Source organism: Streptomyces sp. NPDC111802 (assembly GCF_055634335.1).
The window spans coordinates 183,803-208,005 of sequence record NZ_JBVKCZ010000006.1; the positions used below are offsets into that span (position 1 = coordinate 183,803).

Annotated in this window: 24 protein-coding genes; 5 read left to right on the plus strand and 19 right to left on the minus strand. The window is 70.5% G+C overall.

Annotation, left to right across the window (positions count from 1 at the left end; all coding sequences use genetic code 11):
• Positions 1-73: 73 nt before the first annotated feature.
• The 3 genes from ACZ7NC_RS08530 (at position 74) to glxA (ending at position 5,073) form a co-directional block, all read left to right on the plus strand.
• Positions 74-790 (plus strand): FadR/GntR family transcriptional regulator, encoded by a 717-nt coding sequence (locus tag ACZ7NC_RS08530; protein WP_471486110.1) that lies wholly within the window; start codon positions 74-76, stop codon positions 788-790.
• A 324-nt stretch (positions 791-1,114) separates the two neighbouring features.
• Positions 1,115-3,139: a glycosyltransferase family 2 protein gene (locus ACZ7NC_RS08535; protein WP_471486111.1), complete on the plus strand. Its 2,025-nt coding sequence runs from the start codon at positions 1,115-1,117 to the stop codon at positions 3,137-3,139.
• A complete protein-coding gene (glxA, locus tag ACZ7NC_RS08540; RefSeq protein WP_471486113.1) occupies positions 3,136-5,073 on the plus strand; it encodes a radical copper oxidase GlxA in 1,938 nt (645 codons plus the stop codon). Before ACZ7NC_RS08535 ends, glxA begins: the two co-directional genes overlap by 4 nt.
• Positions 5,074-5,131: 58 nt before the next feature.
• Here glxA and ACZ7NC_RS08545 read toward each other — a convergent pair whose 3' ends face one another.
• The 14 genes from ACZ7NC_RS08545 to ACZ7NC_RS08610 all read right to left on the minus strand — a co-directional run bounded on the left by ACZ7NC_RS08545 (position 5,132) and on the right by ACZ7NC_RS08610 (position 19,076).
• Positions 5,132-6,163, minus strand: coding sequence for a glycoside hydrolase family 6 protein (locus tag ACZ7NC_RS08545; protein WP_471486114.1), 1,032 nt, complete (start codon positions 6,161-6,163; stop codon positions 5,132-5,134).
• Between the two features lie 365 nt (positions 6,164-6,528).
• A complete protein-coding gene (locus ACZ7NC_RS08550) occupies positions 6,529-7,194 on the minus strand; it encodes a class F sortase (protein WP_471486116.1) in 666 nt (221 codons plus the stop codon).
• Between the two features lie 2 nt (positions 7,195-7,196).
• Entirely contained in the window at positions 7,197-7,751 is a 555-nt protein-coding gene (locus ACZ7NC_RS08555) for a hypothetical protein (protein WP_471486117.1), read from the minus strand.
• A gap of 104 nt (positions 7,752-7,855) precedes the next feature.
• Positions 7,856-8,635 carry an HAD-IIA family hydrolase gene (locus tag ACZ7NC_RS08560; RefSeq protein WP_471486119.1) on the minus strand — a complete coding sequence of 260 codons (780 nt, stop codon included), beginning with the start codon at positions 8,633-8,635 and terminating at the stop codon, positions 7,856-7,858.
• A gap of 78 nt (positions 8,636-8,713) precedes the next feature.
• The gene (locus ACZ7NC_RS08565; protein WP_471486121.1) at positions 8,714-10,252 is read right to left on the minus strand and encodes an alkaline phosphatase family protein; all 1,539 of its coding nucleotides are present in this window, start codon (positions 10,250-10,252) and stop codon (positions 8,714-8,716) included.
• A gap of 133 nt (positions 10,253-10,385) precedes the next feature.
• Entirely contained in the window at positions 10,386-11,441 is a 1,056-nt protein-coding gene (locus ACZ7NC_RS08570) for a 2-aminoethylphosphonate ABC transporter substrate-binding protein (protein ID WP_471486123.1), read from the minus strand.
• 50 nt (positions 11,442-11,491) lie between these two features.
• The gene (locus ACZ7NC_RS08575; protein WP_471486125.1) at positions 11,492-12,289 is read right to left on the minus strand and encodes an ABC transporter permease; all 798 of its coding nucleotides are present in this window, start codon (positions 12,287-12,289) and stop codon (positions 11,492-11,494) included.
• Positions 12,276-13,094, minus strand: coding sequence for a 2-aminoethylphosphonate ABC transporter permease subunit (locus tag ACZ7NC_RS08580; RefSeq protein WP_471486127.1), 819 nt, complete (start codon positions 13,092-13,094; stop codon positions 12,276-12,278). Before ACZ7NC_RS08580 ends, ACZ7NC_RS08575 begins: the two co-directional genes overlap by 14 nt.
• On the minus strand, positions 13,087-14,145 hold the full coding sequence (locus ACZ7NC_RS08585) for an ABC transporter ATP-binding protein (protein ID WP_471486128.1): 1,059 nt from the start codon (positions 14,143-14,145) through the stop codon (positions 13,087-13,089). The genes ACZ7NC_RS08580 and ACZ7NC_RS08585 overlap by 8 nt, the downstream gene beginning before the upstream one ends.
• Positions 14,142-14,828, minus strand: a complete 687-nt coding sequence (locus ACZ7NC_RS08590) for a phosphonatase-like hydrolase (RefSeq protein ID WP_471486129.1) — start codon at positions 14,826-14,828, stop codon at positions 14,142-14,144. The genes ACZ7NC_RS08585 and ACZ7NC_RS08590 overlap by 4 nt, the downstream gene beginning before the upstream one ends.
• A gap of 5 nt (positions 14,829-14,833) precedes the next feature.
• Positions 14,834-15,958 carry a TIGR03364 family FAD-dependent oxidoreductase gene (locus ACZ7NC_RS08595; RefSeq protein ID WP_471486130.1) on the minus strand — a complete coding sequence of 375 codons (1,125 nt, stop codon included), beginning with the start codon at positions 15,956-15,958 and terminating at the stop codon, positions 14,834-14,836.
• A gap of 141 nt (positions 15,959-16,099) precedes the next feature.
• Positions 16,100-16,855: a GntR family transcriptional regulator gene (locus ACZ7NC_RS08600; protein ID WP_471486131.1), complete on the minus strand. Its 756-nt coding sequence runs from the start codon at positions 16,853-16,855 to the stop codon at positions 16,100-16,102.
• 43 nt (positions 16,856-16,898) lie between these two features.
• Positions 16,899-17,753 (minus strand): LPXTG cell wall anchor domain-containing protein, encoded by an 855-nt coding sequence (locus tag ACZ7NC_RS08605; protein ID WP_471486132.1) that lies wholly within the window; start codon positions 17,751-17,753, stop codon positions 16,899-16,901.
• A gap of 105 nt (positions 17,754-17,858) precedes the next feature.
• Complete coding sequence (locus ACZ7NC_RS08610; protein ID WP_471486281.1) at positions 17,859-19,076, minus strand: ROK family transcriptional regulator; 1,218 nt, start codon at positions 19,074-19,076, stop codon at positions 17,859-17,861.
• Positions 19,077-19,231: 155 nt separating this feature from the next.
• On the opposite strand from ACZ7NC_RS08610, the gene ACZ7NC_RS08615 reads away from it, so the two are divergent.
• Positions 19,232-20,323: a Gfo/Idh/MocA family protein gene (locus tag ACZ7NC_RS08615; protein WP_471486134.1), complete on the plus strand. Its 1,092-nt coding sequence runs from the start codon at positions 19,232-19,234 to the stop codon at positions 20,321-20,323.
• Positions 20,320-20,832 carry a heme-degrading domain-containing protein gene (locus tag ACZ7NC_RS08620; protein ID WP_471486135.1) on the plus strand — a complete coding sequence of 171 codons (513 nt, stop codon included), beginning with the start codon at positions 20,320-20,322 and terminating at the stop codon, positions 20,830-20,832. The genes ACZ7NC_RS08615 and ACZ7NC_RS08620 overlap by 4 nt, the downstream gene beginning before the upstream one ends.
• A gap of 3 nt (positions 20,833-20,835) precedes the next feature.
• On the opposite strand, the gene ACZ7NC_RS08625 is transcribed toward ACZ7NC_RS08620, so the two are convergent.
• The 5 genes from ACZ7NC_RS08625 to ACZ7NC_RS08645 form a co-directional block, all read right to left on the minus strand.
• On the minus strand, positions 20,836-21,393 hold the full coding sequence (locus ACZ7NC_RS08625; RefSeq protein ID WP_471486136.1) for a Uma2 family endonuclease: 558 nt from the start codon (positions 21,391-21,393) through the stop codon (positions 20,836-20,838).
• 24 nt (positions 21,394-21,417) lie between these two features.
• Complete coding sequence (locus ACZ7NC_RS08630; RefSeq protein WP_471486138.1) at positions 21,418-22,275, minus strand: fumarylacetoacetate hydrolase family protein; 858 nt, start codon at positions 22,273-22,275, stop codon at positions 21,418-21,420.
• 138 nt (positions 22,276-22,413) lie between these two features.
• Positions 22,414-23,127 (minus strand): YidC/Oxa1 family membrane protein insertase, encoded by a 714-nt coding sequence (locus ACZ7NC_RS08635; RefSeq protein WP_471486139.1) that lies wholly within the window; start codon positions 23,125-23,127, stop codon positions 22,414-22,416.
• Between the two features lie 117 nt (positions 23,128-23,244).
• Complete coding sequence (locus tag ACZ7NC_RS08640; protein ID WP_471486140.1) at positions 23,245-23,556, minus strand: DUF6412 domain-containing protein; 312 nt, start codon at positions 23,554-23,556, stop codon at positions 23,245-23,247.
• A gap of 68 nt (positions 23,557-23,624) precedes the next feature.
• Positions 23,625-24,152 carry a winged helix-turn-helix transcriptional regulator gene (locus ACZ7NC_RS08645; RefSeq protein WP_471486141.1) on the minus strand — a complete coding sequence of 176 codons (528 nt, stop codon included), beginning with the start codon at positions 24,150-24,152 and terminating at the stop codon, positions 23,625-23,627.
• Positions 24,153-24,203: the final 51 nt, after the last annotated feature.

A 24,203-nucleotide genomic window follows, 5' to 3' on the forward strand; every position in this document is an offset into this window, starting at 1 on the left:
TTTCGCGCTCAGGCAGCCAGTCCCTCCCGTACGCAAGGGGCTGTTCTCGTGTTTGGCCGGATACCCTCTGGCCATGGCAGCGCGTGACCTGCAGGAGCGGATCAAGAAGCTCATCATCGACCGCCGGCTGGCCTCCGGGGCCCCGCTGCCGACGGAGCCCGAGCTGATGGCTCATCTGGGTGCCAGCCGCAACTCCGTGCGCGAGGCGCTCAAGGGGTTGCAGGCGATGGGCATCGTGGAGATCCGGCACGGCTTCGGGACCTACGTCGGCACGATGTCCCTCGCCCCGATGGTCGAGGGCCTCGCCTTCCGCACGGTCGCCGGGCACTACCGGGGCGAGGACACCCTGCTCCAGCTCCTGCAGCTGCGGGAGGCCGTGGAGACGGGGCTGGTGTCACGGCTCGCGGGGCGGCTGCCCGACGCCGACCTCGTTGAACTGGACGCGCTCGTCGGCCGTATGGAAGAGCAGGCGGCGCAGGGCGGCGACGGCATCGCCGAGACCGACCGGGCGTTTCACGCCACCCTCTACCGGGGGCTGGACAACGCGCTGCTCGGCGAGGTCATGGAGGCGTTCTGGGACGCCTTCCACCGCGTCCACACCGATCTCGGGGGCGGGCCGCAGGATCCCCTGGTCACCTGCCGGCAGCACCGGGAGATCGTGGACGCGGTGAAGTCGGGCGACGCGATACGGGCAGAGGAGGCCATACGAGAGCACTTCGGCAACATCCGCGCCCGCGTGTCCACAACGGGTACACAACACCCCCACAGCTGCCACAATGAGCGCGTATGACCGGTAAACACCTCGTTTCGCATCTTGCGATCATGTGGAACGCCGTAGAACCCTGGGGATGGGTTTACCAAGATGCTGCGGATACGCGGCAGTTGGGGGGCAAGGAGCCGGTTGCCGGTTTTTGCGGGGAGTAGGGGGCCCCGTTCATGACCGCATGCCGAGGGGGGCATGATGCAACCGGAAGGTCGCGTTTCCATGTCTAAGGTGTGGAAGATGTGGTGACTGCGGCCCACCACTGATACGCCTGTGAAGGTCGAGGGGGACCGACACAGTCGTAAAGGAACCGACAGACACGCGGATGACCTGCGTGTGGGGGGATGACTCATGACGTCGACGCCGACGGGCGCCCGGCAGAACTTCGACCCGTCTCAAACCACCCAGCTAAGGGTGCCTTCGCAAACTCGGACCGGCGCGTTCCGCCGGATCAAGAAGACGTTGCCGAAGTACGACTACGAGCACTACAGCCGGCTCGCCGGTCCCCTCACCCAGCCCGACCCGAACAAGCCGTACCGGGTCCAGTACCGCTCGCTGATCTCGCAGGAGCCGCACCGGATCAGGGTCGCCCTGATGCTGGCCGCGGCCCCGGTGCTCTCGCTCGTCCTGCTGTTCTGGCTGCTGCAGCCCGAGCACTGGACCGAACGGGACTACCCCGCCTTCGACTTCCTGCCGGCGCTCGACATCGTGATGCTCGTCTCGATCGGTCTGATCGAGTTCTTCCGCTGCATGAACGTGCTGTCCAACGCTCACGCCACCCTGGTCGCCCGCGACCCGATCCCGGTGGTGCCGGAGACCGGTACGAGAGTGGCCTTCCTCACCTCCTTCGTGCCCGGCAAGGAGCCGCTGGAGATGGTGACCAAGACCCTGGAGGCGGCCGTCAAGCTGCGCCACCGGGGCCTTATGCACGTCTGGCTGCTCGACGAGGGCGACGACCCGGCGGTGAAGGAGGTCTGCGCCCGGCTCGGCGTGCACCACTTCACGCGCAAGGGCGTCGCCAAGTGGAACCAGGCCAAGGGCCCGCACCGCGCCAAGACCAAGCACGGCAACTACAACGCCTGGCTCGACGCGCACGGCGACGACTACGACTTCTTCGCCTCGGTCGACACCGACCATGTGCCGCTGCCCAACTACCTGGAGCGGATGCTCGGCTTCTTCCGCGACCCGAACGTCGGCTTCGTCATCGGCCCGCAGGTGTACGGCAACTACGACAACTTCGTCACCAAGGCCGCCGAGTCGCAGCAGTTCCTCTTCCACGCCCTCATCCAGCGCGCCGGCAACAAGTACGGCGCCCCGATGTTCGTGGGTACGTCGAACGCCGTACGCATCAAGGCGCTCAAGCAGATCGGCGGCCTGTACGACTCGATCACCGAGGACATGGCGACCGGCTTCGAGATCCACCGCCACAAGAACCCGGCGACGGGCAAGAAGTGGCGGTCCGTGTACACGCCGGACGTCCTGGCCGTCGGTGAGGGGCCGAGCGCCTGGACGGACTTCTTCACCCAGCAGATGCGCTGGTCGCGAGGGACGTACGAGACGATCCTCAAGCAGTACTGGAAGGGCTGGTACTCGCTGCCGCCGAGCAAGCTCTTCAACTACACGATGATGATCATCTTCTACCCGATGTCCGCCCTCAACTGGATCCTGGCGGCGCTGAGCTGTGCGCTGTTCCTGGGCCTGGGCGCCTCGGGTGTGAACATCGACCCCACGATCTGGCTGATGCTCTACGGCAACGCCTCCGCGCTCCAGATCGGCCTGTACGTCTGGAACCGCCGCCACAACGTCTCGCCGCACGAGCCCGAGGGCTCCGGCGGTGTGGCCGGCATGGTGATGTCCGCGCTGTCGGCGCCGCTGTACGCGAAGGCGCTGTTCGACGCGGCGCTGCGCAAGAAGAGCAAGTTCGTGGTGACACCCAAGGGCGATTCCGCGAGCCCCGACCGGTGGTTCGGAACCTTCCGCTACCACTGGTACTTCATCGCGATCTTCGGCGCCTCGATCGCCGCCGGGTTCGTCTACGGGCACTCGCACCCCGCGATGATCATCTGGGCGATCTTTGCCATGCTGATCACGGCGACGCCGATCTTCGCCTGGCGCTACATGCTGCGACAGGAGAAGAAGAAGCCCGCCGCGACCGTGCCGGCCCAGACCGGGCCGCAGGACGCGGTGGCGGCGGGCGGCGCGACCGCGGTGCCGTACCAGCCGCAGCCGCAGCCCGCGCACGCCGCGACGCCGCACGCGCCGCACGCACCCCACGGCCAGCACAAGCCGAGCTGGGCCGCGTCGGGCAGTGGCAGTGGTGGCAATGACCAGACGATGCAGATCGCCCTTGGTGGACTTGGGGGACGTAAGGAATGAACGACCGTGCAGGCCGCCGCCGCGCCCGTCGACTCGCGATAGGTACGGCGGTGGTACTCGCGCTGGCCGGAATGAACGGGCCGTGGCTCTATCGCGTCGGCACCGAGAAATACCACCAGTACCAGATCAACAAACCCGAGTACAAAGCCGAGAACGGCAAATGGGAGATCGTCGAATTTCCCGAGGAGTACCGCCTGAACACGATTCACGCGGCGCTCCTGCACACCGGCAAGGTGCTGCTGATCGCGGGTTCGGGCAACAACCAGGACAACTTCGACGCGAAGAAGTACGACACCCGTATCTGGGACCCGGTCAAGGGCACGATCAAGAAGGTGCCGACGCCGAACGACCTGTTCTGCACCGGCCACACCCAGCTGTCCAACGGCAACCTGCTGATCGCGGGCGGTACGAAGCGGTACGAGAAGCTCAAGGGTGACGTCACCAAGGCCGGCGGCCTGATGATCGTCCACAACGAGAACCCGGACCAGCCGATCACGCTGCCCGCGGGCACCAAGTTCACCGGCAAGGAGAACGGCAAGACCTTCGTCTCCAAGGACCCGGTGCTGGTGCCGCGTGCGAAGAAGGTCTTCGACAAGGCGACCGGCGAGTTCCTGCGCAACGACCCGGGCCTCGGCCGGATCTATGTCGAGGCGCAGAAGAAGGGCGCCAAGTACGAGACCGGCACCCAGGACAACTACCGCATCCAGGGCCTGTCCGGCGCCGACGCCCGCAACACGTACGGCATCGCGCAGAAGCTCGCCCTCGACAAGAAGGACTTCCAGGGCATCCGGGACGCCTATGAGTTCGACCCGGTCGCCGAGAAGTACATCAAGGTCGACCCGATGCACGAGGCCCGCTGGTACCCGACGCTCACCACCCTGGGCGACGGGAAGATCCTCAGCGTCTCCGGCCTCGACGACATCGGCCAGCTGGTGCCGGGCAAGAACGAGGTGTACGACCCGAAGACCAAGAAGTGGACGTATCTGCAGAAGCTGCGGCAGTTCCCGACGTACCCGGCGCTGTTCCCGCTGGAGAACGGCAAGGTCTTCTACTCGGGTTCGAACGCGGGCTACGGCCCCGACAACGTGGGCCGCGAACCGGGCGTCTGGGACGTGGCCACCAACAAGTTCAGCAAGCTGCCCGGGCTCAGTGACTCCAAGCTGATGGAGACCTCGGGCACGGTGCTGCTGCCGCCGGCGCAGGACGAGAAGTACATGGTGATCGGCGGCGGTGGCGTCGGCGAGTCCAAGGAGTCCAGCGAGAAGACACGGATCATCGACCTGAAGGCGAACGACCCGAAGTTCGTGGACGGGCCTTCGCTGGAGAAGGGCACGCGCTATCCGCAGGCGTCGGTGCTGCCGGACGACAGCGTGCTGGTGTCGGGTGGTTCCGAGGACTACCGGGGCCGCGGCGACTCCAACATCCTCCAGGCGCACCTGTACCACCCGGACAGCAACGACCTCGACCGGGTCGCCGACCCGCTGGTGGGCCGTAACTACCACTCCGGTTCGATCCTGCTGCCCGACGGCCGCGTGATGTTCTTCGGCTCGGACTCGCTCTACTCCGACGCGGCCAACACCAAGCCGGGCAAGTTCGAGCAGCGCATCGAGATCTACACACCGCCGTATCTCTACCGGGACGCGCAGCCGTCGCTCTCGGGCGGCCCGCAGACCATCAAGCGGGGCGGGACGGGCACGTTCACCTCGCAGCACGCCTCGTCCATCGAGAACGTACGGCTGATGCGGCCGAGCGCGTCCACGCATGTGACGGACGTGGACCAGCGGTCTGTGGCGCTGGACTTCGAGAAGTCCGACGACAAGATCAAGGTGACCGTGCCGACGAACCGCAATCTGGTTCCGTCGGGGTGGTACATGCTGTTCGTGACGGACGACCAGGGGACACCGAGCAAGGCCCAGTGGGTCAAGGTCCCCTAGCCGGAACGCACTTGGGGGCGCCCTCCGTGACGGAGGGCGCCCCCAGTGTGTCCGCGGACTACTTGGTTGCCTTCGCGAGGTTCAGGGCGTACTGCGCCCACCACTCGCCCGCCTTCGGTCCGCCCTTGCACTCGCCGTCCGACTCGCCGGGCCGCTTGACCCACACATACGCGTCGACCAGCGGGTCCGACGTCTTGGTCGTCGGGGTCTCGCCCAGCGCGCGGCCGGGCGGGTTGCACCAGCGCTCGCCCGGATCGCCCTGGGTGTAGGGGCCGTTGCCGTTGCGGCTGGTGTCGATCACGAACGGCTTGTTGCCCACCTTGCCGGAGAGCTGCTTGCCGTACGCGATCGAGTCCTTGGTCGTGTAGAAGTTGGAGACGTTGACCGAGAAGCCGTCGGCCTGGTCGATGCCGGCCCACTTCAGGGGCTCGAAGATCTGGTCGGGATGACCCCAGCCGGCGTTGCCCGCGTCCACGTAGACCTTGGTGTTCTTCAGCGACTTCAGCTTGCCGATGGCGCCCTTGAGGAGGTCGTAGCGCTCCTCGTGGAACTCGTCCGGGGTGCAGCCGTCCACCAGGTGCAACAGCGCGTCCGGCTCCAGGATCACCGTCGCGGCGCGGTCCTCGATGCCCTTGGCCACGCCGTCGATCCAGTCCCGGTAGGCGTCGCCGTCGGCGGCGCCGCCCTGGGAGTACTGGCCGCAGTCGCGGTGCGGGATGTTGTAGAGGACCAGCAGGGCCGTACGGCCCGCCTTGTCGGCGGCCTCGGTGTAGCCGCGCGCCTCCTGCTCCGGGTTCTCCGGGCCGATCCACTCGCCCGTCGGCTGCTGCGCTATCTTGCGGATCTCCTCGGCGTCCTCCTTCTTGCCGTCCTTCACGTAGGCGGCCACCTGCTGTGCCGCGTTCCCGTCCGGGTTCACCCAGAACGGGTCGGTGTCCTTGGGCTGTTGACTGATACCGGCCCCGGCGCTGTCGTCGGGCTCGTCGCCGTCCCCGGAGGACGAACAGCCCGCGATCAGCAGTGCCGCCCCCAGCACCATCGCGGACGTCCGCGCGCGAACGCCCCTCCAGGCCCCCCTCTTCAGGTACATCCAGCTCCCCCTCGGGTGCTTCGTTCCAAGGCTCAATCCTGACATACCTGTCGTGAGGCACACGAGGTCGCCGAGCGTGGAGTCGAGCGCCGGCCGGAGTTCACCGAGCGGGCGCTCCGCGGACGACGAGAGATGCCCGTAGTGGACCGTTGCCCGTTCCACTAGGCCCCGGCCGTCTTCCGTTCTAGAGTCTTCCCCGGACGACCGCAGCCCCGGTCGGACCGTCTCCACCGCGGTCACACAGGCCTCCCGCGCCGGACGCCGGGTTACTCCCGCAACCCGTGCGCCCGCGGTTGAGGACCAGCCCGGTCGGCGGCTTCGGGGGAGCGGGTCGTCGACCGGGCCAGGTGGGCCCTGCTGGCGGCCTACGGCCCGGTGCCGGTGAGATACGCCGAGACGATCAGGTTCGCCGTGTAGCTGCCGGTCGCCCGGTCGAAGGTGCCGGCGCAGGTGATCAGGCGCAGTTCGGCGCGGCCCGTGCGGTGGGCCCCGTAGGCCTGGTGGGCGTCGAAGCGGTCGCGGGGGACGACCCGGACGTCGTCCACGGTGAACTCGGCGACTTTTCCGTCGTCGCGGAGCACCCGTACCGTCGCACCCGGCCTGAGCGTGCCGAGACGGTGGAACACGGCGGCCCTGCTCCTGGTGTCGACGTGGCCCGCCATCAGCGCCGCCCCGGGCGCTCCGGGCTTCACCCCGGCCCCGTACCAGCCGACGACACCGGCCTGCGAGTAGGGCGGCGGATCGATCGCGCCGTGCGCGTCGAGTCCCCGCGCGGCGACCGGTGCCCGCAGGTCGAGCGCCGGGATGTCGAGGCGCAGCGGCAGGGCGTCGCCCAGCGGCCGTGCGGCGGGCGGCAGTCGCGGCGCCGCCGGCCGTCCGACCGCCGCGATGTCACCGGAGACCGGCGCGGACACGCCCTGCCGTACATCGGTGATCTCCCACCCCCACAGCCACAGCCCGAGCAGCAGCACGGTCCAGGCGACACCCGTCAGGAGGCGGCCGCCGTGGGCGGGGTGTTCGTGATCGGTCATGGTCAGCGCTGCCGTCTGCTCCTGCGGGCGCTGCGCAGGGCCACGGCCGTGGCGGCGACGCCCGCCAGGATCAGGCCGGTCACGGTGTGCGCCGTGCCGGGCCCGGCCGCGCGGGCGTCCACCATGGCGAGCTGTGACGCGCCACCGCCGCCGGCCCGGACGGGGGCCACGGGAGAGGCGGGGGCGGCAGGCTCAGGCCCGTGCCGTACGGAGCGCTCCGCGCCCTTCACTGCGACGGTGACGGCGCCCGTGCGGGACGTCTCCCCGCAGGCGACCTTCACGTCGTAGGTGCCCGTCTTGGCCGTGGACCGGATGCGGCTCTCGCCGGCGAGGGTGCCGTCGGCACCGACGGTGAGGCGGGCATCGGTGACGAACGCCTCGGAGACGGCCGTGGCGGTCCGCTGCGGGCATCCGCTGACCCGCAGCGTGATGTCGCCGCCGGGGCGCGGGGACGACGGGCCGATCTCGAAGCCCCCGTCCGCCGCGTGTGTCGCCGGGGTGACGGCGACCGCGCCCAGGGCGACGATCGCGCAGAGAGTGACCCGCAGTGATCCCATCGTGAACCTCCAGTTATCTGGAGACTCCCCCCGAAGTACGGGCCGCGCATCCTCAGCGGGGCCCGTACTGCTCCGTATGGGTCGTGTTGCGGGTGTACCGGGTTTCAGACCCGGTCGACGAGGTCCGCGATCGAGTCGACGACCTTGGACGGCCGGTACGGGAAGTTCTCCACGTGCTCGGGCCGGGTCAGCCCGGTGAGCACCAGGAAGGTCTGCATCCCGGCCTCCATGCCGGCCAGCACGTCGGTGTCCATCCGGTCGCCGATCATGGCGCTGGTCTCGGAGTGGGCACCGATGGCGTTCAGGCCGGTGCGCATCATCAGCGGGTTGGGCTTGCCGGCGAAGTAGGGCTGCTTGCCGGTGGCCTTGGTGATCAGTGCGGCCACCGCACCGGTCGCCGGGAGCGGGCCCTCGGCGGAGGGGCCGGTCTCGTCGGGGTTGGTGCAGATGAAGCGGGCGCCGTCGTTGATCAGCCGGACCGCCTTGGTCATGGCCTCGAAGGAGTAGGTGCGGGTCTCGCCGAGGACGACGTAGTCCGGGTCGTGGTCGGTGAGGATGTAGCCGATGTCGTGCAGCGCGGTGGTCAGGCCCGCCTCGCCGATGACGTACGCCGAGCCGCTGGGGCGCTGGTCGCCGAGGAACTGGGCGGTGGCCAGTGCCGAGGTCCAGATGTTCTCGATCGGCACCTCCAGGCCCATGCGGTTCAGCCGGGCGTGCAGGTCGCGCGGGGTGTAGATCGAGTTGTTGGTGAGGACGAGGAAGGGCTTGCCGGACTCGCGGAGCTTCTTGATGAAGGCGTCGGCGCCGGGAATCGGTACGCCCTCGTGGATGAGCACACCGTCCATGTCGGTGAGCCAGGACTCGATGGGCTTGCGGTCTGCCATGGTGCTGTGACTCTCCTGGCCTGCGTACGAGACGAGCTGGGGCGCCGGAACCACGCCGTACCGACGCCCCCAGCGTAGTCAGGACTGGCTGATCCTGACCCCGTCGATCACCCAGTACCAGTTGTTGGACCCGGTGTAGCGAAACCGGAAGTTGACGCTGGAGGCCCCGGAGGGGACGTCGACGGCCAGCGACTGGGGCTGCGAGACGACGTCGGAGGTGTAGCTCCTGACGACGGTGGGGGTGCCGCCGTTGAAGGAGACCAGGATCTGGGCCGTCTGGGGGCCCTCGTGCCGATAGAGGGTCGTGAAGTCGAGCCGCACCCTGCTCTTGCCGGTGACGTCGTACGCGGGGGTGACCAGGGTCGAGTCGTAGGTGCCGGAGAGGCTCTTGTCGGACCACTCGTCGGAGTCGGCCACCGCGAAGACGCCGCGTGCGCGGACGTTGAGTTCACGCCACTGGTCGCGCTGGGTGCGGGACCAGAACTCGTCGGTGGCGAAGGTCCAGCCCCGCCACTCGGTCGTCCCGCCGGTGCCCATGGCGTTGTTGATGACGGACCAGCCGGTGGGGGCGGTGTGCGTGAAGCCGAGCACGCCGGTGGGGATGCCGGTCTCGTCGACCCGCCCGGTCAGGGCGGGCCGCAGGGCCTCGAAGGGGTCGGTGGACCGCTCCTGGACCGGCTTGCCGTCCAGGCCCCAGGCGGGGTCGAGGGGGATGCCGAGTTGCCCCAGGACGGTGGGTACGACGTCGACGAGCCGGGTGTCGATGGGGCGGGCGCCCGCGGCGATGCCGGGGCCGGTGGCGAGGACGAAGGTGCGCCGCTCCTCGATCGAGGACCCGCCGTGGCCGCCCGCGTCGAGGTGGCCGTGGTCGGTGGCGACGATGACGGTCCAGCGCTCGGCGGCGTAGCCGGGCCGGGCCTTGATCGCGGCGCGCAGCCGGCCGAGGTAGGTGTCCTGGACGGCGATCTGGTCGAGGTAGGCCTGGCTGCCCGCGCCCTGGTTGTGGCCGACGATGTCGGACTGGCCGAAGTAGACGAACAGGACGTCCGGGTTCTGGTCCCGGATGATCGCCTCTGCCTCGCCGGCGATGGTGGCGTCGTGCCCGGTGTAGACGTCGGCGTCGCCGTCGAGGACCAGCTTGGCGTCCGCGCCGGGGGTGACGGTGCCCTGGGTGTCCAGGGCCTTCCAGTCGACGGCCGCGTACGTGGACAGCGCCGGGCGGACCTGGGCGAGGCGGGCCAGGAAGCCGGGGTACTGGGTGTACTTCTTGCCGGCGAAGGTGTTGTCCTTGACGCCGTGTTTGTCGGGCCACACTCCGGTGGAGATGGTGGACCAGCCGGGGCCGGAGGAGGTGGCGGCCATCGGGCCGGCGTAGAGCAGCGAGGTGCCGTAGGTGCCCTCGCTCATCATGGCTTTCAGGTGCGGGGCGTCGGCCGCGTCGATGCGGTCGTGGCGCAGCCCGTCCATGCCGATGACGAGCACCTTGTCCGTGCTGGTGCCGTTCGGGAGCGTGGGGACGGCGTGGGCCTGGGAAGCGCTGGCGGTGCCGAGTGCCAGGGTGGCGGCCGTCGCCGCGGTGGTGGTGAGGACGGTGCGGCGGGACAGATGTGACGTCACGTGATCCTCCTGGGGCGGGTGGGTGCGGGCATGGCGACGCCCCCGGTGGTGGTGCCAGGGGCGTTGCGGTGATGCGGCTTTGCAGGTGTGGCCTTGGTGATATGGCCCTGCTGTGTGGCCTTGAGGAGGCGGCTCAGCTGCCGGTGGCCGACTTCCAGGCGTCGACGTACGACGTCAGGTTCTTGTCGATGTCGTCCCAGTCGGGCTCGAAGACCTCGACGCCCTCCACGATCTTGGCCAGCGCGATCGCGTTGGCGTCGGTGGCCTTGACGTCCTGGCGGGCGCTGAAGCCGCCGCCGATCTCGCTGACCTGCTGCTGGGCGTCCTGGCTCAGCATGAAGTCGAGGAGCCTCTTGCCGTTCTCGGTGTGCGGGGCGTCGGTGACGAGGCCCGCGGCGTAGGGCAGGGCGAAGGTGGTGGGCTTGCCGCCTTCCTTCGCCGGGAACCAGATGCCGAGGTTCGGCATGGTCTTGGACTGGGCGAAGTTCATCTGGACATCACCGTTGGCGACGACCAGTTCGCCCTTGTCGACCTTGGGGGCGAGCTTGCCGGTGGAGGCGGACGGGCCGACGTTGTTGGACTGGAGCTTGCCGAGGTAGTCCAGGGCGGGCTGCCGGCCGCCGAAGTCGTGCATCGCCTTGATGAGGACGGCGGTTCCGTCGCCGGCGACACCCGGGGTGGAGTACTGGAGCTTGTTCTTGTACTTGCCGTCCAGCAGCTCCTCCCACGTGGTGGGGGGCTGCTTCAGCTCCTTCTTGTTGTAGACGAACCCGAAGTAGTTGTTGACGACCGAGGTCCAGGTGGCGTCGGCTCCCTTGTCGGCGCCGTTGACCTGGTCGGAGCCCTTGGGGGCGTACTTCTGGAGCAGGCCCTTGCCGTCGGCCTGCTGGATGAAGGGCGGGAGGGTGACGAGCACGTCGGCCTGCGGGTTGCTCTTCTCGCGGGCGGCGCGCTGCACCATCTCGCCCGAGCCGCCCTCGACGTACTCGACCTTGATGCCGGTCTGCTTCTCGAAGTCCTTGAAGATCCGGTCGTACCAGCCGTCGCCGTTCTCGCCCTTGAGGCCGTCGGCGCTGTAGACGGTGACGACCTTCTCGTCGGAGGCGGCCGACTTGCCGCCGCAGGCGGTCAGCAGCGGGGTGGCGGCGAGTGACACCGCGAGGGCGATCTTGAGGGTGTTTCTGGGCATGACGAGGTGAACTCCTTGCACGGGAGGGGGGATTGATCAGCGGGTGTCGGTCAGCGGTACGAGGCTTTGGTGCGGACGCGGGAGACGGCGAACAGCGCGAGCAGGGTCGCCGTCATCAGGACCACCGCGAGGGCGGAGCCGGCGAAGAGGGCACCGCGGTCGGTGGCCGCGTAGATCAGGACCGGAAGCGGGGTCCAGTCGGGCGGGTAGAGCATCATCGTGGCGCTCAACTCGCCCATGGACAGGGCGAAGCAGAGGCCGGCGGCGGCGGTGAGGGAGGGCAGCAGCAGGGGGAGCCTGACCCGCCACAGGACATAGCCGGGCCGGGCGCCGAGGGAGGCGGCGGCCTGTTCGTACGCCGGGTCGAGGCGGGCGAGGGCGGCGGACACGGACTGGTGGGCGAAGGCGGTGACCAGGACGGTGTGGGCGAGGATCACGATCTCGCGGGTGCCGTTGAGCAGGAACGGCGGCTTGGAGAAGGCGACCAGGATCGCGAGGCCCACGACCACGGACGGCACGGCGACCGGGAGGACGAAGAGCGCGTCCATGATTCTGCGGTGCCGCCTCCTGAGTCCGGCCGCGGCGAGCGCGGCCCACGTTCCGGCGATGAGGGCGAGCAGGCTCGCGGCGGCGGCCGTGAGGAGGCTGGTGGTGAGGGCCTGGAGGGCCTCGCCGCGGGTGGCGGCCGAGTAGTGCCCGGTGGTGAAGCCGGAGGGCAGCACGCTCGACCAGTTGGTGGCGAAGGACGCGCCGAGCACGACGAGGAGCGGCAGGGCGAACAGCGGCAGGAACAGGACGAGGAACAGGAGCCATACGGCCCACTTCGCCCCGCGGCTATGCACCAGCACGGCGGCTCACCACCCGGTAGAGGCCGTACAGGCCCACGGAGATCAGGACGTTGACGACGGCGACCACACAGGCGCCCGGGTAGTCGGACTCCAGGATCGCCTTGCTGTAGACGAGCATCGGCAGGGTCGTGACGCCTTTCACGCCGGTGAACAGGACGATCCCGAACTCGTTGAGGCACAGCACCAGCACCAGGCTGCCGCCCGCGGCGAGAGCGGGCACCGCCTCGGGGAGGATCACCCGGCGGACGATGCGCAGCGGGCGCGCGCCGAGCGAACCGGCCGCCTCCAGCTGGGCGGTGTCCAGTTGGGAGAAGGCCGCGAGCAGCGGTCGTACGACGAAGGGCGTGAAGTAGGTGATCTCGGCCAGCAGCACGCCCCAGGGAGTGGTGAGGAACTGGAAGGGGCCGTCCTGGGCGCCGGTGACATCGGTCCACAGGCCGTTGGCCATGCCGACGGTGCCGTAGACGAAGAGCAGGGCCAGCGTGATCAGGAAGGACGGGAAGGACAGGAAGACGTCGATGAAGCGGGCCACCGCCCGTGCCCCGGGGAAGGGCACGAAGGCGATGACGAGCGCGATCACGAAGCCGAGGACCAGGCATCCGACGGTCGAGCCGGCCGCCAGCCAGACGGTGGTCCACAGGGCCTCGCGGAAGGAGTCGGAGGCGAAGACGTCGGCGTACGGCTGGAAGGACGTGCCGCCGGTGTCGGGCTGGAGGGACTGCTGGACGACGAGGGCGAGGGGGTAGAGGAAGACCAGCGCGAGGAGGGCGACGGGCGGGCAGGCCCACAGCAGCCTTCTAGTCATGGGTGACTCCGGCCGTCAGCAGCACCGCGTCCTCCGGCGCGAAGTGCAAGGTCACCTCGTCGCCGTGCTCCGGCGGGTCCTTGAGTTCCCGCAGGTCGGCGATGACCCGGTGGCCGTCGACCTCGACGTACAGCCGATGGGTGGACCCGCGCCACTGGATCTCCGTCACGGTCCCGGCGAGCCGGTTGGGTCCGTCGCCGAGGCCGACGAGGTGGGGCCGTACGCACAGCGTCGCCTTCGCGCCCCGCGCCGCGCCCTCCGTGTCCACCTTCAGCTCGCCGCCGCCGAAGACGACGCCGCCCGAACCGACCGTCACCGGCAGCAGGTTGGCGTTGCCGACGAAGGAGGCCGTGAACGCGTTGGCCGGCGCCCGGTACAGCTCCCGCGGGGTGCCGCAGGACTGGAGGCGGGCGCTGTCCATCACCGCGATTCGGTCGGCGAGGGTGAGCGCCTCGACCTGGTCGTGGGTTACGTACAGGATCGTCACTTCCGGCAACTTGCGGTGCAGCCGGGCCAGTTCGGCCAGCATGCCGGAGCGCAGGCGGGCGTCGAGGGCGGACAGCGGCTCGTCGAGGAGGAGGACGCCGGGGCGGATGGCGAGCGCGCGGGCGATGGCGACGCGCTGCTGCTGGCCGCCGGACAGCTCACGCGGGTAGCGGCGGGCGTAGGCGGCCATGCCTGTCATCTCCAGGGCCTCGGCGACCCGGGTGCGGATCTCGGCCTTGGAGACCTTCGGGTTCTTCTGGGCCTTCAGTCCGAAGGCGACGTTCTCCTCGACCCGCATGTGCGGGAACAGGGCGTACTGCTGGACGACCATCCCGATGCCGCGCCGGTACGGCGGCAGGTCCGTCACGTCCTGGCCGCCGAGGAACACCCGCCCGGAGGCGGGCCGTACGAACCCGGCGACCGCCCGCAGCGCGGTGGTCTTGCCGGATCCGGACGGTCCGAGCAGCGCCATGACCTCGCCGGGCTCGACGGTGAGGTCGAGGGAGTCGAGGACGACGTTGCCGTCGTAGGCGACGCTGACGGACTCGAAGCGGATGCCGCTCATGTCAGCACCCCTGGCAACTCCGCGACCGAGCCGAGGACATGGGTGGCCCCGGCCTTCCGCAGTGCGTCGGCGTCGTGCGCGCCGGTCAGGACGCCGGCGACCAGGCCCGCGCCCGCGCGGACCCCGCTGAGCATGTCGTAGGAGGTGTCGCCGACGACGGCGATCTCCCGGACGTCGTCGGCGGCCGCCGTCCGCAGCAGCGCGGTGAGGACCATGTCCGGGTACGGCCGCCCCCGGCCCCCGGCGTCGGCCGGGCACAGGGTGAGGGGGACGAGGTCCTGCCAGCCGAGCGCGTCGAGGATCGCGTCCTGGGTGACCCGGGCGAAACCGGTCGTCAGGACGACGCTGCGGCCGCCGGCCTGGAGTTCCTCGATGGTCTCGCGGGCGCCGGGGATCGGCGCGACGAGCCCGCCGTCGACGAGTGCGCCGTACGCCTTCTCGAAGGCCGCGTTGGCGCGCTGCGCCCGCTCCTCGTCGCCGAACAGGTGCCGGAAGACGGAGATCTTGGACTCGCCCATGGTGGCGCGGACGTAGGCCAGCTTGTCGGCGTGGTCCTGGGAGCCGGACTCGACGCCCAGTTCGGCGGCGGCCGCCGCGAAGGCCCGCTCGACGAGGCCGCCGTCGGCGACGGTCGTACCGGCCATGTCGAGCACGACCAGCCGGATGTCCTGATGGAGCGTCATGTCTGTCACCAACCCAGTTCGTTCGCGGTCGTCTCGGCTATCGCGGGCGAGCAGGTCATCCCGCGCCCGCCGGGCCCGGTCACCAGCCACACCCCGTCGCGCACCTGCTGCCGGTGCACCACCCGCCCCGGGTCGGTGCACTGGGCGTACACCCCCGCCCAGCGGCGCCGGACCTTCGGCAGCGGGCGGCCGAGGAAGGACTCGACGACTTCGGTGAGGTGGTCGTAGGGGTCCTCGACGGTGTCGAAGGCGAAGGGGTGCTCGTACTCGTGGGTGTCGCCGATGGTCAGGCCGCCGTCGGCGCGCTGCACCATCAGCAGTTGCATACGGTGGGCCGCGGCGGTCTCCGTCTGCGGCCGACCGGCGCTCAGCGCGTCCAGGGCGGCGGAGGCGTACGCCGGGTAGTAGCGGAAGCTGGCGGCGTCGGCGACCGAGGTGGTCAGCGGTTCGCCGAGCGGGTCGGTCTGCATCATCTGCAGACGTACGCGGCGCACGGGCAGGTCGGGTCCGGCCAGCTCGCGGACCAGGCCGCCGAGCCAGGCGCCCGTGCACAGGACGACGACATCGCCGCTGTGCACGTCCCCGTGGTCGTCGCGGACAGCGCTGCCGCCGATGCCCTCGCGGACCTCCCGGCCGGGCTTGAAGGTGTAGTTCGGGGACTTCAGCAGCTCCGCGCGCAGGGCGAGCTGTGCGGTGCGCGGCTCGACGGCCGCGTCCCGCTCGCAGTACAGGGCGGCGGTGAACTCACCGCGCAGGGCGGGGTTCAGGGCGCGCGCCTCGTCGGGGGTCAGCAGCTTGTGACCGCGGGCGGCGGCGTCCTCGCGGGCCACGGCGGCCTCGGCGACGGCGAGTTCGAGGTCGCCGCGGACGGGGGTCAGGGAGCCGTTGGGCCGGAAGCCGAGGCCCGGCACACGGCCCCCGATCTCCTCCCACAACTCCCGGGCCCGCAGGGCGGTTTCGAGCTCCTCACCGCCCGCGCGTCCGCTCACCCAGATCTGGCCGAAGTTGCGCAACGACGCGCCGCGAGCCTCCGCCTCGCGCTCGATCTGTACGACCTCATGGCCGCGTTCCACTGCTTGCCAGGCGTGCATGGTGCCCACCACGCCGGCTCCGACGACTATCACTCTCACGACGGCCACGCTCCTCGGGATCGGGGAACCGGAAAGGTCCGGCTGCCAACGAGAGCGTGAACTGGCTATCACGTTTGGACTAGACCCGTTATCTGTTCGTGATATTCGAGAGGTCGCGGAACAGGGTCATTTCCGGACGTTTCAGCCGCGCAGATGTGCCGAGAAGGAGAAGCGGTCCCCCCGGTACAGCGTCCGCACCCGCTCCAGCGGCAGGCCATCGGTGTCCCGTGAGACGCGGTGGATCAGCAGCATCGGGAGGGCCGGCGGCGTGCCGATGAGCAGCGCCTCGCGCGGGGTGGCCAGCACGGTCTCGATGCGCTCGTCGGCGTCGCCGAAGCCGATGCCCTGCCGGTCGAGGAAGGCGTAGAAGGAGGAGTCGGGGTCGAAGTCGGCGTCGAGGCGCGGCACCCGGGCCACGGCGACGTAGGTGCTCTCCAGGCCGACCCGCTCGTCGTCGGCGAGCAGGACACGCTCCAGGTGCCAGACGGGCTCGCCGCGTTCGAGGCCGGTCTCGGCGGCGAGGGCGGCGGGGCAGGGGAAGCGGTCGAGGGTGACGAGGGTACGGCCGGGGGTGCGGCCCTGGCGCCGTACGCCCTCGGTGTAGCTGGCGAGGGAGAGGGGCTGTTCCAGCTTGGGGCCGGCGACGACGGTGCCCCGCCCCTGCCGCCGCAGCTTCCCTTCCAGCACCAGCTCGCGGATCGCCTGCCGGACGGTCTCGCGGGCGACCTCGTAACTCTCGGAGAGGTCGCGTTCGGTGGGCAGCGGGTCGCCCTCGCCGAGTTCGCCGATGAGCCGGTCGAGCCGGGCCTTCACCGCGTAGTACTTCGGGATGCGGCCGTGCTCCGGGATGCCGTGGCGCACGGGGGCGCCGGGGGCCTGGTCGTTCGGGTAGTCCACGCAGGGATCGTCGCAGACGGGGCGGGCCGCTTCGGCGGCGGCCTCAGCGGCGCTTTCGGGCCAGGAGGAACCCGACGCCGATCAGGAGGAGGGCGGCCGCGGCGGCGACGGTGGCCCGCGGGTTCGAGGTGAGGCCGGTGCGGGCCAGTTCGTCGGCGAGGGTGAGCTCGCGGCGGGTCGAGTCGGTGCCGGGGGGCGGTGAGGCGTCCGGGTCGGACGGGTGGGCCGGGTTCGCCGAGGCGTCACGGTCGGCGGGGTCGGTCGGGGCGGCCGTACCGGACGGGTCGTCCGCCGCGCCGGCAGGGTTGGCCTTGATCCTGAAGCGGTACTCGTTGGACTGCCCCACCCAGTCGCCGTCGCCCTCGTGGCGCTGTACGACGGCCGCGTTGGCGGTGACGACGTTCGCCACGGCGTCCGCGGTGACCGCCATCCGGACCTTCACGGTGAGGGTCTTGCGGGGGCCGACGGTGAAACCGGGGAAGCCGTCGAAGGCGCCGACGAGTTCGTCCTCGTCGGTGGTCTCGAAGCGGACGGGGTGGGGGCGGGTGCCGTCCGGGGTTCCGTCCGGGGCACCATCCCGGGCTCCGTCCGGGGTGCCGTAGAACTCCAGGCGGGGCTGGGACGGCTTGAGGGCGCGTTTGGCGTCGACCAGGACGACTACGGGGTGGATGCCGGTGCAGGTCCGGCCGGTGGTGTTGGTGAGGTCCAGGTACCAGGTACCGAATCCGCCGCCGGCCGGGTAGGAGGCGGGGCCGCCGTGGAGGCGGGTGGTGAGGGGGAAGGCGCCGTCGTCGGTGGCACAACCGGGCAGTTCGGGAGACTCCGCGCGCACCGGCGGCGCTGCGGCCAGGAGGGCGGCTGCTGCGAGGCAGAAGGGGACAGATGTGTGCAGTCGCATGGTCACATGATCATGCCGGGCGGGAGCGGCTACGGGTGGAGCCATTCCGTACGACGCCGCAAGTCCCCTCGTTCAGCGCACCCCGATCAGCTCACACGCCCGCCCTCACCCCTCCGCCCGCCCGAACAACGGCGCCAGCAGCAGCTGCGCCGCGCCCTCGGCGACCCCCCGCCCCCCGTCGGAGGCGACCCGTACCGGTACCGCGTCCTCACCCGCGCGCCCGGCGCGTTCCTCCAGGACGGCGGTGACCCCGCGCCGGAAGGTCTCGGGCGCCGCGGCGATCGTGCGGCCGCCCAGCAGGACGAGGTCGACGTCGAGCAGGGCGACCAGGTTGCCGGCCGCGGTGCCGAGCACCCGCGCCGCCTCCGCCAGGTCGCCCCGCGCCACCGCGGCCAGGCACAGCGCCTCCACACAGCCGCGGTTGCCGCACCCGCAGGGCGGCCCGTCCAGCTGGACGACCTGGTGCCCGAACTCCCCGGCCCCGGTACGGGCGCCCCGGTGCACCGCTCCGCCGATCACGAGCCCCCCGCCGAGCCCCGCCCCGAAGTGCAGATACGCGAACGACGCGAAGGCCCCGGCCGCTCCCCCGACCGCGAGCCCGAGGGCGGCGGCGTTGGTGTCCTTGTCGACGACGACTGGCAGCGACAGCCGCCGCGCGAGGACGTCCCGCAGCGGGAAGCCGTTCCACTCCGGGAACCCGGTGACCCGGTGCAGCACCCCGCGCCGATGGTCCAGCGGTCCGGGCAGCGCCACACCGACCCCGAGCACCGGCGCCGGTCGCGCGATTCCCTGCGCGCCGTCAGAGCGACGGTCGCTCAAACCTGCTGGGTGCGCGGCCGGCCCCCCACCCCCGGCACCCGGTCGGCCGCCGTCGCCCGCCAGTGCCGCCACTTCGCGCACCGTCCGCTCGACGACCGTCTCCGCACCGGCCCCCAGATCCAGTGCGGCGCTGCGCCGGGCCACCACGGTGCCCGTCAGATCACAGAGCACGGCCGTCAGCTCGTCCCGGTCCAGATGCACCCCCACCGCATGCCCGGCCTCCGGCACCAGCCGCAGCACCGTGCGCGGCTTGCCCCCGGTCGACGCCCGCCGCCCCGCCTCCGCCGCGAGCCCCTCCTCGCGCAGCCGGGCGGTGATCTTGCTGACCGCCTGCGGGGTGAGCCCGGTCCGCTCGGCGAGTTCGAGCCGGCTGATGCCCTCGGGGCCGGCCGTGCGCAGCAGATCGAGCACGAGCGCGGCGTTGTGACTGCGCAGGGCGCCCAGATTCACGCCCACGACGCCACCGGCCGGCGCCCCCACGACAGCGCCGCCCGGGCCGCTCACCCCGCCCCCGGTCACAGCGCCCGCCGGCCCGCCGCCGCCCGCGGCACCGGCATCAGCACCGCCGCCCCCGTCCTTCGCCCTCTCCAAGCCACCCGTCACCCGACCATTCTCCCCCGCGCTTGCACTTTGGCAACAGCGTTGCGAAAGTAGACGGCATGACTGGCACTCCCGGCACGACCGCTACTCCCCTGCGCGTGGGCCTCGTCGGCTACGGCCTGGCCGGCTCCGTCTTCCACGCTCCGCTGATCGCCACCACCGAGGGGCTCGCCCTGGACACGGTGGTCACCTCGAACCCCGAGCGGCAGAAGCAGGCCCGCACCGAGCACCCGGACGTACGCGTCGCCGCCACGCCCGACGAGCTGCTCGCCCACGCCACCGACCTCGACCTGCTCGTCGTCGCGTCTCCCAACAAGACGCACGTCCCGCTCGCGACCGCCGCCCTCAAGGCGGGCCTCCCGGTCGTCGTCGACAAGCCGATCGCCGGCACCGCGGCCGAGGCACGCGAGCTCGCGGCGCTCGCCGGGGAACGCGGCCTGCTGCTCTCCGTCTTCCAGAACCGCCGCTGGGACAACGACTTCCTCACCCTCCGCCGTCTCCTGGCCGAGGGCGAGCTGGGCGACGTATGGCGCTTCGAGTCCCGCTTCGAACGCTGGCGTCCACAACTGAAGGGCGGCTGGCGGGAGTCCGGCGACCCAGCAGAGATCGGAGGTCTGCTGTACGACCTCGGCAGCCATGTCGTCGACCAGGCGCTGGTCCTCTTCGGCCCCGTCACGCACGTGTACGCCGAGGCCGCCGTCCGCCGCCCCGGCGCCGAGACGGACGACGACACCTTCATCGCGCTCACGCACGCCAACGGCGTCCGCTCCCATCTGTACGCCTCCGCCACCACGGCCCAACTCGGCCCGCGTTTCCGGGTGCTGGGCTCCAAGGCGGGCTACGTCAAGTACGGCCTGGACCCCCAGGAGGCGGCGCTGCGCGAGGGCCTGCGCCCCGGCGCCGGTACGGACTGGGGCGTCGAACCCGAGTCGCTGTGGGGCCGCGTGGGCGCCGGCGACTCCCCCCTGACCGGCGGCGGCCGCGCCGAACCCACCCTCCCCGGCGACTACCCCGCCTACTATGCGGCCGTGGCCCACGCCCTGCGCGACGGCGGCCCCAACCCGGTGACCGCCCTGGAGGCGGCCGCCACCCTGGACGTACTGGAGGCGGCGAGCCGCTCGGCCCGCGACGGAGTGACGGTGACGCTGTGACACACAAGACGCACAACCCGGAGATCACCCCGAAGTTCCACCCGGAGATCACCCCGCCCCTGGAGGAGCTGGAGGCCCAGGAACGGCGCCTGGTCTTCCGGCAGTTCACCCACGACGACGCCTGGGCGCTGGGCTCCCTGCTGGTCGAGCTGGCCCGGGAGCGCCAGGCCCCGGTCGCCATCGACATCCACCGGGCCGGCCAGCAGCTCTTCCACGCCGCCCTGCCCGGCTCCACCCCGGACAACGACGCCTGGATCGCCCGCAAGCGCCGGGTGGTGGAACGCTACGGCACCTCCTCCTACATCGTCGGCGCCCGCTTCCGCGCCAAGGGCACGACGTTCGAGGACTCCTCCCGCCTGGACCCCGACACCTACGCGGCCCACGGCGGCTCGGTCCCGATCAACGTCGAGGGCGTGGGCGTGATCGGCTCGGTGACGGTGAGCGGGCTGCCGCAGCTGGAGGACCACCGGATGGTGATGGAGGCGCTGGAGCGGTTCCTGGACCTGTAGCCGTCACACCAGGTCGGACGTGTCCAAGTCGAACCCGAAGGGCTCGGGCAGCCGGAGCTTCGCTCCGAAGACCGCCTTCTCCGAGTGCTGGTAGCGGCCGCCCTCAGGACCCCAGTGCACGACCACCTCGCCGCGGTGCCGGTCGACCAGCAGGTAGACCGGCAGCACGGCCTGGGCGTAGGCGTCACGCTTGTCGACACGGTCGACGTCTGCGTCCCTCTCGCTGCCTGACGTCACCTCGACGACAAGGAGGACTCCGACAGGGTCTGCCCAGGACGGCTGTCCACGGAAGTAGCCGAGCGGGGCGACCGCACCGTCGACCCGGGCACGCCCTGCCCGGTACGCGGGAACGGCCAGCCCGCGCTCGTGGTACAGGACGAGTTCCGGATCATGAGACTCGAACTGCTTCCTGAGGAACACCACGTTCTCGTCGTGGTCACCGTCCGGAGCCGGAGTCACGAGGACCCTCCCGTTGATCAGCTCGACGTGGAGGCCTTCCGGTGCCGCGGCATCGAACGCCTCGAACTCCTCGAGCGTCACCTCGGTCTGCGCGATGGTCATAGGGTCCTCCTTTCTCACATCAGGCTACGCACCTTTCAGCTCCTGACGCTGCCTACCCAAGCCTTCGATCTCCAGTTCTACGACATCCCCAGCCCTGAGGAAAGGCTTGGGCTCGGGCGCCCCCATGGCCACCCCCGCCGGCGTCCCCGTGTTGATGACGTCACCGGGATACAGCGTCATGAACTGGCTGACGTACCGCACGACCTCCCCCACCGGGAAGATCTGCTCGGCCGTCGTCCCGTCCTGCTTCAGCTCACCGTTGACCCACAGCCTGAGCGACAGCTTCTGCGGATCCGGCACGTCGTCCGTCGTCACCAGCCACGGCCCCAGCGGATTGAACGTCTCGCAGTTCTTCCCCTTGTCCCATGTACCGCCGCGCTCGATCTGGAACTCCCGCTCGGACACGTCATGCGCGACCGCATACCCGGCGACATGCGAGAGCGCCTGCTCGGCGGACTCCACATAGCGAGCCGTACGGCCGATGACGACCGCGAGCTCGACCTCCCAGTCGGTCTTGGTCGACCCCCTCGGGACCAGCACCGTGTCGTTCGGACCCACGACCGTGTCCGCGGCCTTGAAGAAGATGACCGGCTCGGCGGGCGGCTCCGCGCCGGTCTCCCGGGCGTGGTCGTGGTAGTTCAGCCCGATGCACACGATCTTGCCGATGCGCGCGAGCGGCGGTCCCACGCGCAGGCCGGTGGCGTCCAGCGCGGGCAGCTCCCCGGCGTCCGCGGCCGTGCGGATCCGTCCCAGAGCCGCGTCATCGCCGAGCAACGCTCCGTCGATGTCCGGGACGACCCCGGAGAGGTCCCGCAGAACCCCCTCGGCGTCGAGCAGCGCAGGCGTCTCCGCACCCGCCGTACCGACTCGCAGCAGCTTCATGATCACAATCTCCCTCGATCGCGGGCGCCCGCCGATGGGTGCAGCCATCGGAGGACTGGTCGATCCTCCAAGGTCCACGGCCAGTCCGCAATACCCGGTTCACGTACTGGACCGTAGGCCTCCGCGGTTCACCGGAGCTCAGCGATAGAGCACGGCCCGCTCCACCGCGCTCCACGCCGTACTGGTCACCACGTACAGAGCGGCGGCCAGCGGTACGACCGCCACGGTGACCAGGGTGAAGAAGGACATGAACGGCATGACCTTGGTCACCGCCCCCATCCCCGGCACCGGCGCACCATCGGCCACCGGCACCGCCGGATTGGCGGCCATCATCCGCTTCGTACGGCGGTAGTTGAACGCGGCGACGCAGGCGACGACCACGAACAGCCCGACGTACACGAGCCCCGCGCCGCCGAACGGTCCACCGCCGTCGAGCGCGTCCGCCCATCGGTCGCCGAGGGGCGCGGCGAACAGCTGGTGGGTGAGCAGTTCGTTCGCCCCGCCGCCGATCGTGGTGTTCGAGAACAGGTGGTACAGCAGGAAGAACGCGGGCAGCTGGCACAGGCTGGGCAGGATCCCGGACAGCGGCGACACCTTCTCCTCGGCGTGCAGTTCCAGTACGGCCCGCTGGAGCTTCTCGGGGTTCTTGCCGTGCTTCTTCCGCAACTCGGCGATCTTCGGCTGAAGCTCGGCCCGCGCCTTCTGCCCGCGCGCGGCGGCCCGGGACAGCGGATGCACCAGCAGCCGTACGAACGCGGTGAACAGGACGATCGCGGCGGCGGCCGCGGAGGCGCCGAACAGCGGCGCGAGCAGATCGGCCAGCTGCTGAACAAGGTCGGCGAAAACGGACATGGGTGAGCCCTCCGTGGGTCTCGTCGTGCCGGGGTGATCGGGGATGCCGGAATTCGGCATGGCGGCATGACGACCCGCGTCGGGTCACACTTCTGGGATCAGAGGTCGGTGCGTGCCCTACGCGACGGTCGCCGGGAGGGCGTGTCCGGGCGCCCTGGGCCGTGGCCGGCCCGAGGCGTCGGGGTCGCGTTGGGGCAGAAAGGCCGTACGGCGGGCCCGGTCACGGATGGCCGTACGCACCCGGGTGGGCGCCACGGTGGGCGCGGCGCGCGAGGCGAGCAGGGAGCAGACGGCGAACGCGGAGCTCGCGGCGGCGGTGGCCGCGAGCGCGACGGTCGCGGAGAGGCTGCCGGTGTCGAGCAGCGCGATCTCCAGGAAGAGCAGCACCAGCGCGGCGGCGGGACGCGGATTGACCCAGCTGCGGATCATCACCGGCCCCTCCCCTCGCGCGTGTGTGGCGTACGCCGTTTGTCCTGACGTTCGTTATACAGGATCCGTCACGTCGACTCGGCCTCGATGGGCCGCAACAGCCGCCGGGGCTCAAGCAGCGCCCGGCTGACCGGATCCGCCGGGTCCGGATCGAGTCCGGGTCCCGGCTCCATAAGGACGTCCTCGACCGGTACGACGGTTGCGCAGGCCGGGCATTCGCCGTACGGCCCGAGTTCCGTGCCGCACTGCGCGTGCCGGAAGTAGCGCAGCCGGACCTCGTCGAAGTGCTCGCGCCCCCACAGGCCGAGCGAGCGCAGGGTGGGCCACAGGGCGATGCCGCGCTCGGTGAGGACGTACTCGTCCCTCGGCGGCGACTGCTGGTACCGGCGCTTTTCGAGGATCCCCTGCGCGGTGAGCGTCTGGAGGCGGGAGGCCAGGACGGCGCGCGGGATGCCGAGGTGGACGAGGAAGTCGTTGTAGCGCCGGACGCCGTAGAGGGCGTCGCGGATGACGAGCAGCGTCCACCGCTCGCCGACGATCTCGAGCGCCCGGGCGATCGAGCACTGCTGTGTCGCGTAGTCCTTGCCCAGTGCCATGCCGTCCACTGTAACCGTTTTTCACCTTCATGGTTCAGTGAATGAACCTTG

Excerpts from the sequence above, each read along its gene's own strand:
- ACZ7NC_RS08530 (WP_471486110.1), top strand. The coding sequence starts at position 74 with ATGGCAGCGCGTGACCTGCAGGAGCGGATCAAGAAGCTCATCATCGAC.
- ACZ7NC_RS08535 (WP_471486111.1), top strand. The coding sequence starts at position 1,115 with ATGACGTCGACGCCGACGGGCGCCCGGCAGAACTTCGACCCGTCTCAA.
- glxA (WP_471486113.1), top strand. The coding sequence starts at position 3,136 with ATGAACGACCGTGCAGGCCGCCGCCGCGCCCGTCGACTCGCGATAGGT.
- ACZ7NC_RS08545 (WP_471486114.1), bottom strand. The coding sequence starts at position 6,163 with ATGTACCTGAAGAGGGGGGCCTGGAGGGGCGTTCGCGCGCGGACGTCC.
- ACZ7NC_RS08550 (WP_471486116.1), bottom strand. The coding sequence starts at position 7,194 with ATGACCGATCACGAACACCCCGCCCACGGCGGCCGCCTCCTGACGGGT.
- ACZ7NC_RS08555 (WP_471486117.1), bottom strand. The coding sequence starts at position 7,751 with ATGGGATCACTGCGGGTCACTCTCTGCGCGATCGTCGCCCTGGGCGCG.
- ACZ7NC_RS08560 (WP_471486119.1), bottom strand. The coding sequence starts at position 8,635 with ATGGCAGACCGCAAGCCCATCGAGTCCTGGCTCACCGACATGGACGGT.
- ACZ7NC_RS08570 (WP_471486123.1), bottom strand. The coding sequence starts at position 11,441 with ATGCCCAGAAACACCCTCAAGATCGCCCTCGCGGTGTCACTCGCCGCC.
- ACZ7NC_RS08580 (WP_471486127.1), bottom strand. The coding sequence starts at position 13,094 with ATGACTAGAAGGCTGCTGTGGGCCTGCCCGCCCGTCGCCCTCCTCGCG.
- ACZ7NC_RS08585 (WP_471486128.1), bottom strand. The coding sequence starts at position 14,145 with ATGAGCGGCATCCGCTTCGAGTCCGTCAGCGTCGCCTACGACGGCAAC.
- ACZ7NC_RS08590 (WP_471486129.1), bottom strand. The coding sequence starts at position 14,828 with ATGACGCTCCATCAGGACATCCGGCTGGTCGTGCTCGACATGGCCGGT.
- ACZ7NC_RS08605 (WP_471486132.1), bottom strand. The coding sequence starts at position 17,753 with ATGCGACTGCACACATCTGTCCCCTTCTGCCTCGCAGCAGCCGCCCTC.
- ACZ7NC_RS08615 (WP_471486134.1), top strand. The coding sequence starts at position 19,232 with ATGACTGGCACTCCCGGCACGACCGCTACTCCCCTGCGCGTGGGCCTC.
- ACZ7NC_RS08625 (WP_471486136.1), bottom strand. The coding sequence starts at position 21,393 with ATGACCATCGCGCAGACCGAGGTGACGCTCGAGGAGTTCGAGGCGTTC.
- ACZ7NC_RS08630 (WP_471486138.1), bottom strand. The coding sequence starts at position 22,275 with ATGAAGCTGCTGCGAGTCGGTACGGCGGGTGCGGAGACGCCTGCGCTG.
- ACZ7NC_RS08635 (WP_471486139.1), bottom strand. The coding sequence starts at position 23,127 with ATGTCCGTTTTCGCCGACCTTGTTCAGCAGCTGGCCGATCTGCTCGCG.
- ACZ7NC_RS08640 (WP_471486140.1), bottom strand. The coding sequence starts at position 23,556 with ATGATCCGCAGCTGGGTCAATCCGCGTCCCGCCGCCGCGCTGGTGCTG.
- ACZ7NC_RS08645 (WP_471486141.1), bottom strand. The coding sequence starts at position 24,152 with ATGGCACTGGGCAAGGACTACGCGACACAGCAGTGCTCGATCGCCCGG.